Raw genomic sequence first — 14,778 nt, forward strand, 5'->3', positions numbered from 1 at the left:
TCCACATGAGCCGACGCACGCGCCTCGCCGCCATCGTTCGCCGCACGGCCTGGCAAGCCGTGCCGACGATGCTTGCCATCGTGATCCTCAACTTCTTCCTGCTGAAGCTCATGCCGGGCGATGCCGCCGATGTCATCGCGGGAGAGTCCGGCTCGGCCACGACGGAGAGCTTGCAAGCATTGCGCGCGAAGTTCGGTCTCGATCAGACGGTGCTCCATCAGTTGTGGTCGTATCTCTCGCATCTCGCGCACGGCAGTCTTGGTTTCTCGCCGCGTTACGACGCGCCCGTCATGCAGCTGATCCTTTCGCGGTTGCCCAATACACTCATTCTGATGGGCGCGGCACTTGGCATTGCAATCGTGGCGGGCATCGTACTCGGCGCGGTCATGGCGCATTGGGCCGGCAAGTGGCCGGACCGTGTGCTGTCCGTGCTTGCGTTGTTGCTCTATTCGACGCCGGGCTTCTGGATCGGGCTTCTCGCCATCGTGCTGTTCTCGGTGCATCTCGGCTGGCTGCCGAGCGGCGGCGACGTGACGGTTGGCGCGAACCTGCATGGCTTCGCTTATCTGGCCGATATCGGCAAGCACGTGCTGTTGCCCGCGGTCACGCTCGCCACGTTCTTCGTCGCGATCTACGCGCGTCTCACGCGCGCCGCCATGCTCGAAGTGCAGCGGCAGGACTTCGTGCGCACGGCGCATGCAAAAGGATTGCATCCGTTGCGCGTCACCGTGCGGCATGTGCTGCGCAATGCGCTGATGCCGCTCACGACGATGGTCGGCATTCACTTCGGTACCTTGCTCGGCGGCGCGGCCGTGACCGAGACGGTGTTCAGTTGGCCAGGGCTTGGCCGCCTCGCGCTCGATGCCGTCATGGCGCGCGACTTTAGCGTTCTGCTCGGCGTGCTGCTGCTTTCGTCGCTGCTCGTGATCGTGGCGAACGTGGTGGTCGATCTGTTGCAGGCATGGCTCGATCCGCGTATAGCCTGATACGCCCGGCACGCCCGACACGCCCGACACGCCTGACATTCATTCGAGGACGCATGGCTTCCGATTCCCCCGAACTCCTTTCATCCCATGCCTCGCCCTGGCGGCGTCAGCTCGCGGGCGCGTTGTTCGGCACCCGCCGTGGTGAAGGCGCACCCACGGCCCGCGCGCGGCGTGGCGCATGGCACGCGTTATTGCGCAACCCTTCGGCGCTTGCGGGACTCGTTTTGCTCGCGGCGTTCATCGTGCTTGCGTTGAGCGCGCCGCACTTCTTTCCGGGCGATCCGCTCGACATGGTTGCGCTTCCATTCGAATGGCCTGGCGCCGATCCGATGTATCGCCTCGGCACCGATTCGCTTGGCCGAGATGTCGCCGCGGGCGTAGCCCACGGCACGCGCGTGTCGCTACTGATCGGCGCATCGGCGGCTGCGATCGGCTTGTTGATCGGCACGCTCGTGGGCGCTATCGGCGGCTTCTTCGGCGGTCTCGTCGATGATCTGCTCGTGCGTATCACCGAACTCTTTCAGACAGTGCCGTCGTTCCTGCTCGTGATCGTGGTCGTCGCTATAGGACGGCCCAGCGTGACGATCATTGCGCTTGCCATCGGCATTGCTTCGTGGCCCACGGTCGCGCGAATCGTGCGTGCCGAGTTCCGCACCTTGCGTCAGTCGGACTTCGTGCTTGCGGCGCGCAGCCAGGGCTTCAGCAACGCGCGCATCATCTTCGGCGAGATTCTGCCGAACGCGTTGCCGCCGGTGATCGTCACTGCATCCGTGATGGTGGCGAGCGCCATCCTGATCGAATCGTCGCTTTCGTTTCTCGGCATGGGCGACCCGAACGTCGTCACGTGGGGCGGCATGATCGGCGCGGGACGCGATTCGCTGCGTACCGCGTGGTATCTGACGGCGATACCGGGCGCGGCCATCGTGCTCGCCGTGTTCGCATTGAACCTGCTCGGCGACGGTCTCAACGACGCACTCAACCCGCGCATGCGCGAACGACCATGACGAGGCGCGACGTGGCCAATCTACTTGAAGTGCGCGACCTGCGCGTGAGCTTCGGCGCGCAACACGCGGTGCGCGGCATCGACCTCAATATCGCGGAAGGCGAGACGCTGGCGCTCGTCGGCGAATCGGGCTGCGGCAAGTCCGCGACCGCGCTTTCGCTCATGCGTCTCGTGCCGGAGCCCGGCCGCGTGACGGGCAGCGTGCGTTTCGACGGACGCGATCTGCTTGCGCTGGCGCCACGTGAAATGCGTGCGATGCGCGGCCGACAGATATCGATGATCTTCCAGGAGCCGATGACATCGCTTAATCCGGTGCTGTCGATCGGCGCGCAGATCGTCGAGACCTTGCGGCAGCATGAGGCGCTCTCGAAGGAAGCCGCGCATAAACGTGCCATCGAATTGCTCGACCTCGTGCATATTCCCGAGCCGCAGCGGCGCGTGTCCGACTATCCGCATGAGCTTTCGGGCGGGCAACGTCAGCGCGTGATGATCGCCATGGCGGTGGCGTGCAGGCCGCGTCTTCTCATCGCCGATGAACCCACCACCGCGCTCGATGTGACCATTCAGGCGCGCATCCTCGAATTGCTCGCGGAGCTGCGGCGCGAACTCTCGATGTCGTTGTTGCTCATCACGCACGACCTCGGCGTCGTCGCGAACCATGCGGACCGTGTGGCGGTGATGCTTGCGGGCGAGAAGGTCGAGGAAGCAAGCGTGGAGCAGCTTTTTACCGCGCCCAGCCATGCCTATACTCGGGGATTGCTCGGGGCGTCGTTGAATCTGTCCGGCGAGTTGCATTATCGCGAGTGGAAGCTGCCGGAGATAAGGCACACCGTCACCGAAGACGGTAAGCCCGTCTTCGACGTTACGCCGCTTGCGCCGCATCGGATCGTGCCGACCGCACAGGCGGACGATGTGCCCTTGCTTTCAGTGCGGGATTTATCGGTGCATTACGCGCATCGTCATGGCAAGGACTTGCTGCGTGCGGTCGATGGCGTGTCGTTCGACATCGCACGCGGTGAGACGGTCGGTCTCGTTGGCGAATCGGGTTGCGGAAAGTCCACGCTATCGAAGGCGATCATGCGGCTCGTGCCGTCCGCTGCCGGCGCGATCCAACTGCGCGGCACCGACCTCGCACCGCTTTCCGAACGTGCCTTGCGCCCGCTGCGCCGTCAGGTGCAGATGGTGTTCCAGGACCCGTATGCGTCGCTCAATCCGCGCCGTAGCGTGGGTGAAATACTCGAAGCGGTGCTCGAAGTAAATGGCATCGGCGATGGGAAGACACGGCGTGCACGCGCTGCGGCCATTCTCGATCGCGTCGGTTTGCCCAGTGCCGCGCTCGGGCGCTATCCGCATGAATTTTCGGGCGGTCAGCGTCAGCGCATAGGCATTGCGCGTGCGCTGATTCTCGAACCCGCGCTTCTCATCTGCGATGAACCCGTGTCCGCGCTCGACGTATCCATACAGGCGCAGATTCTCAATCTGCTGGTCGAACTCAAGCGCGATCTCGGGCTTGCGTATCTCTTCATCTCGCACGATCTTTCGGTGGTGCGCTATATCGCGGACCGCGTGCATGTGATGCAGGGCGGACGCATCGTGGAGAGTGGACATCATCGCGAGATATGGCGAGCGCCGCGGCATGCTTATACGCGCACGCTGCTCGAAGCCATTCCGGTGAAGCAATTCGATGCGGAAGCCGCATGACACAGAACCATTCAAACAAGGAAGAAGGTATGTCACAACAGGACCCGCGCCAGGCCGCGCTCGATGCGCTGCCCGCGCTCGCCGAGGCGATCGGCGAAGATGCGGCCGCACGCGAGGTGCGCCGCGAGTTGCCCTTCGAGGGCTTCGCATTGTTTCGTCAGTCGGGTCTTGGCAAGCTGCGCTTGCCCGTGGAATGGGGCGGTCTCGGCGGGTCGCTCGAAGACGTGTTTCATGTGATCGCCACGCTTGCCGCGCATGAAAGCAATGTCGCGCATGCGCTGCGTATTCACTTCGATCAGACCGAAGCGCTGTTGCTCTCGCCCCGCACGCCGTTCAACGAATTGCAGATCAGGCGCGTGGTGGATGGCGCGATCTTCGGCGGAGCTTCGACCGAAGCGGGCACGTCGCGTCCCGGCGAGATCACGACCCGTTTGCAGCGCGACGGGGAACACTTTCGCCTGAGCGGCCGCAAATATTACTCGACGGGCACGGCGTTCTCGGACTACGCGCGCCTCAACGTGCAGGACGAAAACGGCGATGCGGCCGTTGCCATCGTACCCGTGCAACGTGAGGGTTTTCGCGTGATCGACGACTGGGACGGCATGGGCCAGCGCATGACGGCAAGCGGCAGTCTCGAGTTCGACAATCTGCTCGTGCATGCCGATGAAGTCACGCCGCGCGTGCAATCGACGCTCACGGGACGTCATGGCGGCGCGTTGCGTCAGTTGCATCTCGTGACGGTGGCGGCGGGCATCGTGCGCAATATCGTCGCGGATGCAAAGCGTTATGTGCTGAAGCATGGCCGGCCGGTGATGCACAGCACCGCGCCCACCGCGCGCGAGGATGCGTTCATTCAGCAGGTGATCGGCGAACTGAGTGCGCATAGTCACAGCATCGATGCACTGGTGCGCGAAAACGCGCGCGAGCTGGAGCGTTCCGCGCAAGCCATTCGCAATGGCGTTGCGAATGCCGAGGCGCTCGTGCTGGAAGGCGCGCTTGCGACGGCACGCACGCAGATCGTGGTCAGCAAGCTCGCGCTGTTTGCAGGCGAGCGGATGTTCGAGGCGGGCGGTGCATCGGCGACTTCCCGGGCGCATAACTTCGACCGGCACTGGCGCAATCTGCGGACCATCTTCAGCCACAATCCGCTGCTGCACAAGGCACGCGTGATCGGTGACTACGAATTGAACGGCGTGACCACCCATTTGACCGAAGGGAAGGTTTTCTAAGCTGCATTGAAGCCGTTCACCGGACGAGGCACGGCGAAGTGTCCTGCGCTCGCGTGGGTTTTCAGCGCAAAGGTGATCCGCGAACTTCTGGGCGCGGCAGCCCGAGTCGCGCTTCATCGCCTTCATCACGAGGCGATGAAGCCATCGCAAAGCTCAGGGCTTGTAGCCGTCGTTCAACGTCTGCAGGAACGCGACGATGTCGCGAATATCCGCGTCCGTCATCGCGGGCTTGTCGCCGAACTTGCGGTCGAACGGCGCGTCCTTGTCATCGATATTCGCGTGATACCGCGGCGGCAGATCGTCGTACTTACGCACCGCGCCCTTCGCGTCTTTCGAATAGAACTTTTGCGGCGCGGTATTGCGCTCGTTGTAGAAGGCCATCACGTCGTCGAGCGAATGATAGATGCCGTTGTGAAAGAACGCGTGGCGCGTAGCGACGTTGCGCAGCGTTGGCGTGAGGAACATGCCGCAATACTGCGTCTGGTCGCGCAGATCGTCACGGAAAGGTCCGCATACGCCCATGTCGAAGAACTTCGGATCGTGATTGGTCGCGAGCTTGTCGTTGCGCGGCACGCCAAGCGACTCGTACTGATAATCCGTGAACATGGGCGGCAGGCCATCGCCGCCAGGCTTCGACAAATGGCATCCCGCGCAATTGGCCTTGGCGGGATCGTTGAAGAGGTGCAGGCCGTGCAACTCCGCTTGCGTGAGGCGCGTCTTGCCTTCGAGCCAGTAGTCGTACTTGCTCGTATAAGGATGAAACGCCTGTTCCTCAACCTGATAACGCGCCACCGCGAACATGGCTTCCGACACGGCCAGGCCGCGCGTATCGAAGATGCGCGGGCCGAAGAGCTTTTCGAATTCGCCCTTGTAGGCCGTATGCGCGAGCTTGCCGGACACTTCGTCGAGACTCGTGTTCGCCATCTCGACCGGGTTCAGCATGGGACCGGATGCCTGTGCCTGCAAGGTATCCGCGCGGCCGTCCCAGAAGAGGCCGCCTTGTGGAACCAGCGCGGGTGCGGCGGGCGCCACGCCTGCGTTCTTCGTGGCGCGTTGCGTGCTTTTGGCCTGATCGGCGAGTTGCGCGAGATCGGGCGGGGCGTCGGCATCGCCTGCATCGGGACCAATGCTGAAGTTCGGTTGCCGATACAGATACATGAGCGAAGGCGGCGGCCGATAACCCTGCAAGCTCAAATGCGGTCCGCCTTCCTGCACGGACAGATCATTGGATGGCCCGAACGAATGGGCCGGGTCATGGCATGACGCGCACGACTGCTTGCCGGATGCGGAAAGCGTCTTGTCGAAGAAGATGTTCTTGCCGAGTTGCGCGACCGCACTCAGTTGCACGGCCGGCGGACGCTGCAAGACAACCGGCGCGGGATTCGCGCCGGTCAGGTTTTCCACGATCTCGCCGACGGCCGCAGGCACATGTGATGGATACATCAACGCAAACGCACCGAACGCGCCTGCGGCGATCACGAGGGCAGCAACGCCGCGTAACGCATGACGCCTGAGCGGCGGCTTGTGAAGGGAACGACCGAAGGGGGGTTCGACAGTAGCGGACATGTGCGGATGAGTTCGGAAAAACGCGATGTCGCCGGCGAGCGGCGACACGATACGAGTGGCGATGGCGCGCATTGAACGCGCACGCCATGCGCCACCTTCAGATTGCGGGCACCGATGCGACCGGCGAACCGAGCGACTGATCGACGAAGACCTTCGGGTTGTTGCCCTTGCCCGAGAAGTCGAACATGCCCATGATGCTGCCGGCCGTGGCGTCGAACGAACCGCTGCCGAGACGCGTCGAACCAAGCCAGTTGTCTTCGATGAAGCGCACCACCGAAGCCTGCGAGATCGCCGTGTGATCGACGTAATTCACCTTCGCCCAAGGCGAGATTACGAGAAACGGAATGCGCGTGCCCGGACCGCAGCGGCCATTCACCGCGCCGCCGTTCACGCCGACAGGCGCCGCGCCCGAGCCGCATTTGCCCGCACCGTTCAACTGGTCGGCTTGCGGATCGAACGACGATGAAGTCGGTACCGCATAAGCGTGGTCGTACCAGCCATCCGAGTCATCCCATGCAACGATCACGGCCGTCGTGTTCCAGTCCGGCTGTTGCTGCAGGAAGTTCACGATCTTCGACGTGAAAGCCTGCTCGTCGAGCGGATCGGAATAGCCCGCATGGCCGTCCTGTAACGCGGGCGCCTTGATGAAGCTCACCGAAGGGTAGTTGCCGGCCTTCACCGCAGCGAAGAAGTCGTCGCTATCGTATTCGTGATTCGCGGGCTCGGCGGTCTTGCCATCCGCCTCCAGCGACGAACCGATGGCCGCCGTCGAACTCGGACGCAAATGCTGCGGATTCGCCGTCGACGCGTAGTACTGGAACCAGTTGTGATGTGCAACGTAGTCGGCCGTGGATGCATTGACCACGTTCGAGAAGGTCGCGCGCTTGCAACCGGTCGAGCCGTCGCTGTTCACGGTGGCGAGATTGAAACCGCCCATGAAGCCGCCCCACGTGATGCTCTTCGCATTGAGCAAGTCGCCGATGTTCTTCGAGGTCATCAACGCCTGATCCGTCGTGCTCGAACAGACGTCGTTGGCGGGATCGACGTCGTTGATCATCGAGAAGCCGCCTTGACCGTCGGCGACATAGTACGAGCCCGATGCCGTCGTCAGGTTGAACACGGGCTTGCTCGTCTTCACGATCTGCATGCCGTTGTTCTGGCCGGAGACGACTTCGAGCGCGCCGGGCGTGGACGGGCCGTAGGTGTCGGTGTACGCGTTGTCGCTCATCGCGAAGTTTTGCGCGTAGTTCCACAACGCGGCGACCGTGTTGCCGTCGTAATAGCCCATGACCTGGCCTGCCGTGCCGAATGCACCCGCGCCGCCGCTCGAACCCTTACCCGTGTATTTCGGGAAGAGATCGGCTGCACCGTTGTTATAGGCTTGTTGTTCCGCGGTGTAAGCGTGGTTCTGGTCGGCGGTCGCGGCTTGCGTGCGATCGAGGCGGAACGGGTTGGCGGCAGCCGCGCCGTTCAGCGTGTTGACGAAGTTCGGGTTGGCCGTGAGCAGCGTGCCAGTGAGGCCATTGACCGTCGGCGTGCCGGCGGCCGCCGTGAAGGCGGGCTCGCCTGCGGGGTTGGCGGCGTTCGGGTAGGTTGCGAAGTAGTGATCGAACGAGACGTTCTCGTTGAAGATCACGACTACGTGCTTGATGGGCGTGGCGGTGACGAGCTTGTTTTGCGCGCTCTGTTGAGCGTTGTTGTCGTGGTCGCTGCCGCAGGCGTAGAGGCCGAAGGCGGCGATCGCGGCCGATGTTGCGACCATGATGGCTCGACGAAACATGAAGGAACTCCGGGGGTCGATGTGATTTTGTTTGATGAGGCGCAAAGGCTTCTCCTCGACGCGGATTACAACACTCGCGTGTTGCGCGTCGAAGTCGAAGCGCTTTCGCACCTCTTACTTCACATTGACGATTCGGCGTATTCCGGCGTGTTCCTGATCCGACTCCGTAAGGCTTATTTCGCGGCAGCCCCGATGCCGTTCAGTTCCTCGATCACTTCCGGCGACAATTCGAGGCCCGCACTTTCGATGTTCTGCCGCAAATGCGCGCGTGATGACGTACCCGGAATGAGCAGGATGTTTTGCGAGCGTTGCAGAAGCCATGCAAGCGCTACTTGCATGGTGGTGGCGTTCACTTGTTGCGCGACGCGATTCAAAATGTCGGATTGCAAGGGCGAGAAGCCGCCGAGCGGAAAAAACGGCACATACGCTATGCCTTGCTGCGCAAGATGATCGATCATGGCGTCGTCGCCGCGATGCGCGAGGTTGTACTGATTCTGCACGCAGACAATGGGCGTGATGCTCTGTCCTTGCGCGAGTTGCTTCGCCGTGACGTTGCTCAGGCCGATATGCCGGATGAGGCCCTTGCGCTGCAATTCCGCAAGCGTCGTAACCTGTTCCTCGATATCGCCTTCAGCGGGACCGGCTATGTCGAACATGACACGCATGTTCACGACGTCCAGCACGTCGAGGCCGAGATTGCGCAGATTGTCGTGCACGGCAGATTCGAGTTCGGCGGGAGACCGCGCGAGATTCCACGATGCGTCGTCGCCGCGTTTGGCCCCAACCTTGGTGACGATCACGAGATCGTCGCGATACGGAAAGAGCGCTTCACGAATCAGTCGATTGGTCACGTGCGGGCCGTAAAAGTCGCTCGTGTCGAGATGCGTGATGCCGCTGTCGATCGCTTCACGCAGCACGGCGATGGCTTCGTCGTGGTCCTTGGGCGGGCCGAACACATGCGGCCCTGCGAGTTGCATGGCGCCGTAACCCATGCGCGTCACGGACGATTCGCCGAGTTGATAGAGGCCAGCGCGGTTTGCGTCGGTCATTGCAATGCTCCTTGCATCCGTCGATGCGAAATGGATTCTTGAAACTGCTCGTCTATAATACGAATAATCCTTCAGATTGTGCATTCGCATATGTCGAGCGACAACAAGACCGCGTTGAAGCCCCGCAAGCTGCCGCGCCAGGCGCGTTCGCAGGCCACCGTCGATGCAATCTTCGACGCCACTATTCAGGTTTTGCTGGCCGATGGTTTGCAGCGGCTCACCACCATTCGCGTGGCCGAGAGGGCCGGTGTGTCCATCGGCACCTTGTATCAATACTTTCCGCACAAGCAGGCGTTGTTGTTCGCGGTGCTGGAGCGGCATCTCGGCAGAGTAGGCGACGTGCTCCAGCAGGCGGCGGAGTCGGTGCATGGCGAGTCGCTGGCGACCATGGTGTCTACAGTCGTGGAGGCATTCGTACGAGCAAAGACCGCACGTATAGATGAAGCGCGCGCGCTGTATGCGGTCGCGGCCGAACTCGATGTGCGGGAGCTTGCGCAAGGCGCGGAACGCCGAAGCCGCGCTACGCTCGTTGCCATGCTTGCGACAGCGTCGGACGCCATCTTCGACGATCTCAATACCACTGCCTTCATGCTCGCGGCGGCGATGGTTGGACCCACGCGCTTGATGGTCGAAGGCGGAGCACCGCGCGCCATGTTGCGGGCCCTGCCGCGTCAACTCGAGTCGCTATGTCTGGGTTATCTGGAGCGAGAGGCAAGGCCGCGCGCGCGGTTGAAGCGCACCGGCGCTTCGTGAGTACGGCGTGCATGGGGCGGAGTTAGCCAGCCTTCGAGTTTTGAGCTAGGCTTGATGTCTCGACTCAACTCATGGCTGCAAAATCATGTCTCGTCCCCTGCAAATCGACTTCGTTTCCGACATCGCGTGCCCGTGGTGCGCCGTTGGTCTTTCATCATTGCAACGCGCGCTAGAACGCCTAGGCGATACCGTCGATGCAACCATCACGCTGCATCCGTTCGAACTGAACCCGGACATGGGTCCGGAAGGCGAGCGTATTGTCGATTACCTGGGCAGAAAGTACGGCCGCACGCCCGAGCAAATAAAGGAAGCGCAAGCGATGATCCGCGAGCGTGGCGCGAGCGCCGGCTTTACCTTTGGTCAGCGCGATTGGGTGTACAACACATTCGATGCGCATCGGTTGCTGCATTGGGCGCGTATCGAAGGCAAGCAAGTGCCGCTCAAGCTCGAACTCCTGCGTGCGTATCATTCCGATGGTAAAGACCCGAGCAATCGAGATGTATTGATCGAAGCCGCCAAGGCCGTTGGACTCGACGGCGACGCCGCGCGTGAAGTGTTGACGAGCGGTGCGTATGCGAACGAAGTCCGAGACGAGGAACGCGAGTTCCAGCAACTCGGCATCAGTTCAGTGCCCGCGATCATCTTCGATCGACAATATCTCGTGAGCGGTGGCCAGCCCGTGGAAGCGTTCGAGGAGGCCATCCGCAAGATCGTCGCCGAGGCGCAGTAAGGAAACGAAGGGCGCGCTTACTTGGCTGCGCCGACGAGCGAGAAAGCGTCCCAGGTCGGATCGATAGGCGTGTGCGGATTGTGCGTGAGCGCTTCAGCCACGAGCGGTTCGCATGCGCCGTAATCCGAACCGACACTGTCGCTATGCGCTTGCGGGAAGTTCACGCCCGTGACCTGACCGCCCCAACGATTGACGGTCGCGGTCATGCTGCACTTGCCAGCGCCACCCACCTTCAAATCCAGCACGAGCGCGTTCAAGTCGAGCGCCGCATCGGAGTTGGAAAAATTCCACTGCACTTCCATACGGTCGCTTGGGCTATTGCGATCCACGAGCTTCATGGTCTTGTCGGGAATGCCGACGGACTGCACCAGATCGAGCACATTGGAGCCGATGAGCGCGCCGTCAGTGTTGCGGGCTTCATGCGTTCGAATGGCGCTACATCCTGTCAGCAACGTGAAAAGAAAAGCGAAAGCGATCGTCAAACGTGACATGCGGGCTCCTTTCGATGAGCGTATCGATTGATGAAACGGCGCGCGTCCCTCGAATGGTGCAGGATTGCCGAACGACGCGAACCGCTTGAATACTGGTGCGACACCGTTGCTGCGGGCTGGTTCCAAACTTGCGGCATCGGTGTATGTGTTGAACACGGGTTACTCGCTTTCAACGCGCCACGGAAACAGTCCAAGCCATGCGAAGGAGACTTGATGCACAACGATGAATCACGACAATCGAACATGCGGCGACGCGTGCTTGCTTCCATCGGCGCGGGTTTGCTCGGCACGATGAGTGTGGGTGCAGCGACGCAGACGGCATTTGCTGCAGGTGCAAAAAACGCGCCTCGTCTGGAAACCGTGGCAACTTTCGACGATGATTTTCGTCTCGTGGGAATCGGCGTATCGAAGGAGGGGCGTGTGTTCGCCACGGCGCCGGCTTCGGCGAAGCGATCGCGTTACAGCATGGTCGAAGTCGATACGAAGACCGGCGCGCTCACGCCGTTTCCCGACGAACGCTGGAATGTTTTCAAACCGGATGAAGATGGTTCGCATCAGTGGATCTCGGTGCAGGCGCTATGGGTCGATGAACAGGACCATCTGTGGGCGCTCGACTCGTCGCTGACATCGGTCGATCAGACACGTCAGCCACCGAAGCTGATCGAGTTCGATCTGGCTACGAAGAAGATCGTGCGTCGGTTCGACTATGGCAGTGTGGTGACGCCGAAGGACTCGCTCAACGACATTCGCGTCGATCTGAAACACGGCTACGTGTATTTGAGCAATGCTGCAAATCAGGGCGGCGTGGCAGTGACGAACCTTGCAACTGGCGAGTCGCGTCTCGTGCTCGCGGGCGACAAGTCGAGCGTGTCGGACCCGCAGCAGCATCTCATGTTCCGCGATCAGATTGCGCGCAAGGGCGATGGCAGCGTCCTCGTCTTACAGACCGATGGCATTGCGCTTTCGCCCGATCGCGAATGGCTTTATTACCGGCCGCTCACGGATCACCACTATTGGCGAGTACCGACCAAGGCGCTTATCGATACGTCGCTTTCTGCTGACGCCCTATCGAAGAAGGTGCAGTTTCTCGGCGACGGCGCGTTGACCGGCGGTCTCATCATGAGTCCAGCTGGCGTGCTATACGGTGGCGATCTGGAGAACAGGACCGTGGTGGGCTTCGATGTCGTCGAGAAGCATGGCAAGCCCGGGCTCGTGCAGAAGACGCTGGTAGGCAAGCATCCGCAGCTTTCATGGGCAGATGGCTTTGCTATTCAAAACGGCTACTTGTATATCGCGGATTCGCATTTGCATGAGTTGAACAACTTCTCCAATCCTTACCCGCGCGAAGGCAAGTTCGCGATCTTTCGCGTGCGCTTGCCGAAGCAGCCGGCGCATGGGTTGGCGGGTTGAGTTTAGCCTGGCGGTTGATGCTGCGGCTCATCGACGGATTGCCTCTAGCGAGTCAAGCAAGGGCCACGCACTTGCCAGTTCGCTTCGCATTTCGTCGATGAGCCATTGCGCGATCTGCCGCGCAGGCTCCGGAGGATTCGACGAGCGATGTTCGAGCACACAGTGACAGCCCGTCGCTACATGACGACTCCGTGCTGGCACCACCTTGCCTTCGTTAAGCGGTGCCGCTATTGCCAGCAACCATCCGGGGACAATGCGACGCACAGAGTTCGAAACTGCGTGCACTGAAGGGCAGTCCGTCGGGTCGGTTAATGAGGTATCGGTATGGAGAATTTGCTTGGCTGAGTCGGTATGCACGATTCAACGTGGAAGCGCCGCCAACGCAATATCTCCGGCGTTCCCTAATTGCTCGACCTGCCAGCAGTTATCCATCAACGCGCGAGTTTGCTCGGGCGAGAGAATCCCATCGGCGAGATCGGAGAACTTCTTCTCCAATTGCTGATCGGTCATCGGCACTTCGGTACTGCCGATAGCGTGCTGAATATACTTGTGCAGCTTGCGGCCGTCCTTCAGCACGATCGTCATGTCGACCTGTTCCGGTTTTATCGCGGGATCGATGATCGCATTCACCTTGTCGCGCAACGCGATGGTGTTCGGGTCGCGCACCTTCGCATCGCTGAACTGCTTCTCACCGGCCGCGCCGTCGATTATCGCAATCGCTACCGCATGATAGATGCTGAATTTGCCTTCGAGCCCGATCTGCGGCGTCTTCTTCCCCGTCAACTCAATGACGAGAGGATGCACGCGAAGATCGATACGTTCTATTTGATCCGCTTGCAGCTTGTTTTCGTTGCGAAGCTGAATTGCAGCGTCTATTGCCGGATGAATGACGATGCCGCATGCAAACGGCTTGTACGTATTCAAGGTCGATTCGTAATGCGATCCCAGACCTTCGGTAATCTCGCGGTAATCCTGCTTCGTGCTGATGGTGCTCGCCCATCCGCGCTTGGCTTCGATCATGCCGTCAGAACTCGTGTAATCCCTTGCCGCCAGCAAGGCCGCGAAGATGCCGTTCGCGGCGGCGCGCCCCGGATTGAAGCTCTTGTTCATCGAGCCGAATGACTCGCGCAGTCCTACCGGTTGCGACGCTGCAAGTCCCAGCGCCCATACCATTTGCTGAACGCTCAGTCCCATGAGCTTGCCGGTCGCGACGGCCGAACCGAATACGCCGCATGTTCCGGTGATGTGCCAGCCGACATCGTAGTGATTGGGATACACGGCATTGCCAATGCGCAATTCGGTTTCGACACCCAGCACGAGTGCGTTGAGGAAGTCCTTGCCCGACACAGGCTGGTATTGCGAGAACGCGAGGATCGCGGATGCCACGGGACCCGCTGGGTGAATGATCGTCTTGAGATGCGTGTCGTCGTAGTCGAAGATATGACTGCTGACGCCATTGATAAACGCCGCGTTCATGATGTCGAAGCGCTCGGCGCGGCCCAGCAGATTGGCCTGTGGTGGACCCGAGAATGGCGTGAGCGCGGCGACGGCGCGACTGACGGTTTCATCGTGCGAGCCGCCCACCGCGACGCCGACCCAGTTCATGAGCGTGCGCACGCCTTCCTTGCGTGCTGGCGCGGGCAAATCTTGATAGCTCGTCTTGCAGATGAACTCCGCAAGTATGCGTGTGACTTTCGGCGGGCGGGCGTTGGGTGCGCTTGCGGGTGCAGGTGAAGAAGCCTTAGCCGCGTTAGATTGAGCGAACGCGGCCGGACTGACGGTAGCCGATGCCAAGGCACTCGCTGCGCTGGTCTTGAGAAAATTACGACGGTCGAATGCGGACATTTTCTTTGTCTCCTTGAGTACTCATGCCGTGATAGATGACATGGTATCGCGGCGAGCAGGTTTCGCTCCCGAAGAGATCAGACTCACGGTCCTCCAGCGTGATAGGACCTTTCCTTGACAGCCTCGCTCAGCAACTGTTATTAATAATGGTTATCATTTAGCCTGAATCGATCATGCCGCTGGCTTGCGTGACCATCGCGCTTGCAACTTCTGTCGGCCATCTGTTTCGATGCCA

General features: G+C 61.1%; 12 protein-coding genes. 7 read left to right on the plus strand and 5 right to left on the minus strand.

Annotated elements, in window-relative coordinates; genetic code table 11:
• Positions 1–5 precede the first annotated feature (5 nt).
• From QCE79_RS19125 to QCE79_RS19140, 4 genes are read left to right on the plus strand one after another with little or no spacing between them, the layout of a single operon-like run.
• Positions 6–986, plus strand: a complete 981-nt coding sequence (locus QCE79_RS19125; RefSeq protein ID WP_244830895.1) for an ABC transporter permease — start codon at positions 6–8, stop codon at positions 984–986.
• 53 nt (positions 987–1,039) lie between these two features.
• A complete protein-coding gene (locus QCE79_RS19130) occupies positions 1,040–1,990 on the plus strand; it encodes an ABC transporter permease (protein WP_309846934.1) in 951 nt (316 codons plus the stop codon).
• Positions 1,991–2,001: 11 nt separating this feature from the next.
• On the plus strand, positions 2,002–3,690 hold the full coding sequence (locus QCE79_RS19135; RefSeq protein WP_309846936.1) for an ABC transporter ATP-binding protein: 1,689 nt from the start codon (positions 2,002–2,004) through the stop codon (positions 3,688–3,690).
• A gap of 29 nt (positions 3,691–3,719) precedes the next feature.
• The gene (locus QCE79_RS19140; protein ID WP_250469250.1) at positions 3,720–4,919 is read left to right on the plus strand and encodes an acyl-CoA dehydrogenase family protein; all 1,200 of its coding nucleotides are present in this window, start codon (positions 3,720–3,722) and stop codon (positions 4,917–4,919) included.
• 153 nt (positions 4,920–5,072) lie between these two features.
• On the opposite strand, the gene QCE79_RS19145 is transcribed toward QCE79_RS19140, so the two are convergent.
• From QCE79_RS19145 to QCE79_RS19155, 3 genes are all read right to left on the minus strand, one after another.
• The gene (locus QCE79_RS19145) at positions 5,073–6,485 is read right to left on the minus strand and encodes a cytochrome-c peroxidase (protein ID WP_404989405.1); all 1,413 of its coding nucleotides are present in this window, start codon (positions 6,483–6,485) and stop codon (positions 5,073–5,075) included.
• Positions 6,486–6,582: 97 nt separating this feature from the next.
• Positions 6,583–8,265, minus strand: a complete 1,683-nt coding sequence (locus QCE79_RS19150; protein WP_309846940.1) for an alkaline phosphatase family protein — start codon at positions 8,263–8,265, stop codon at positions 6,583–6,585.
• Between the two features lie 173 nt (positions 8,266–8,438).
• Positions 8,439–9,314, minus strand: a complete 876-nt coding sequence (locus QCE79_RS19155; protein WP_309846941.1) for an aldo/keto reductase family oxidoreductase — start codon at positions 9,312–9,314, stop codon at positions 8,439–8,441.
• A 90-nt stretch (positions 9,315–9,404) separates the two neighbouring features.
• Between QCE79_RS19155 and QCE79_RS19160 the strand changes: the two genes are divergently transcribed.
• Together QCE79_RS19160 and QCE79_RS19165 are read left to right on the plus strand one after the other, a co-directional pair.
• On the plus strand, positions 9,405–10,067 hold the full coding sequence (locus QCE79_RS19160) for a TetR/AcrR family transcriptional regulator (RefSeq protein ID WP_250469255.1): 663 nt from the start codon (positions 9,405–9,407) through the stop codon (positions 10,065–10,067).
• 85 nt (positions 10,068–10,152) lie between these two features.
• Positions 10,153–10,797 (plus strand): DsbA family oxidoreductase, encoded by a 645-nt coding sequence (locus QCE79_RS19165; RefSeq protein ID WP_309846945.1) that lies wholly within the window; start codon positions 10,153–10,155, stop codon positions 10,795–10,797.
• A gap of 17 nt (positions 10,798–10,814) precedes the next feature.
• On the opposite strand, the gene QCE79_RS19170 is transcribed toward QCE79_RS19165, so the two are convergent.
• Positions 10,815–11,288, minus strand: coding sequence for a hypothetical protein (locus QCE79_RS19170; RefSeq protein WP_244830887.1), 474 nt, complete (start codon positions 11,286–11,288; stop codon positions 10,815–10,817).
• A 213-nt stretch (positions 11,289–11,501) separates the two neighbouring features.
• Between QCE79_RS19170 and QCE79_RS19175 the strand changes: the two genes are divergently transcribed.
• Entirely contained in the window at positions 11,502–12,698 is a 1,197-nt protein-coding gene (locus tag QCE79_RS19175; RefSeq protein WP_309846949.1) for an L-dopachrome tautomerase-related protein, read from the plus strand.
• Between the two features lie 360 nt (positions 12,699–13,058).
• Here QCE79_RS19175 and QCE79_RS19180 read toward each other — a convergent pair whose 3' ends face one another.
• Positions 13,059–14,543: an MmgE/PrpD family protein gene (locus tag QCE79_RS19180; protein WP_309846951.1), complete on the minus strand. Its 1,485-nt coding sequence runs from the start codon at positions 14,541–14,543 to the stop codon at positions 13,059–13,061.
• Positions 14,544–14,778 lie beyond the last annotated feature (235 nt).

The organism is Caballeronia sp. LZ003, assembly GCF_031451465.1.
GTDB lineage: Bacteria > Pseudomonadota > Gammaproteobacteria > Burkholderiales > Burkholderiaceae > Caballeronia.

Bases quoted from the DNA above. Each gene is read 5' to 3' on its own strand.
- QCE79_RS19140 (WP_250469250.1), top strand. From the start codon at position 3,720: ATGTCACAACAGGACCCGCGCCAGGCCGCGCTCGATGCGCTGCCCGCG.
- QCE79_RS19160 (WP_250469255.1), top strand. From the start codon at position 9,405: ATGTCGAGCGACAACAAGACCGCGTTGAAGCCCCGCAAGCTGCCGCGC.
- QCE79_RS19175 (WP_309846949.1), top strand. From the start codon at position 11,502: ATGCACAACGATGAATCACGACAATCGAACATGCGGCGACGCGTGCTT.
- QCE79_RS19150 (WP_309846940.1), bottom strand. From the start codon at position 8,265: ATGTTTCGTCGAGCCATCATGGTCGCAACATCGGCCGCGATCGCCGCC.
- QCE79_RS19170 (WP_244830887.1), bottom strand. From the start codon at position 11,288: ATGTCACGTTTGACGATCGCTTTCGCTTTTCTTTTCACGTTGCTGACA.
- QCE79_RS19165 (WP_309846945.1), top strand. From the start codon at position 10,153: ATGTCTCGTCCCCTGCAAATCGACTTCGTTTCCGACATCGCGTGCCCG.
- QCE79_RS19145 (WP_404989405.1), bottom strand. From the start codon at position 6,485: ATGTCCGCTACTGTCGAACCCCCCTTCGGTCGTTCCCTTCACAAGCCG.
- QCE79_RS19180 (WP_309846951.1), bottom strand. From the start codon at position 14,543: ATGTCCGCATTCGACCGTCGTAATTTTCTCAAGACCAGCGCAGCGAGT.
- QCE79_RS19155 (WP_309846941.1), bottom strand. From the start codon at position 9,314: ATGACCGACGCAAACCGCGCTGGCCTCTATCAACTCGGCGAATCGTCC.
- QCE79_RS19130 (WP_309846934.1), top strand. From the start codon at position 1,040: ATGGCTTCCGATTCCCCCGAACTCCTTTCATCCCATGCCTCGCCCTGG.
- QCE79_RS19125 (WP_244830895.1), top strand. From the start codon at position 6: ATGAGCCGACGCACGCGCCTCGCCGCCATCGTTCGCCGCACGGCCTGG.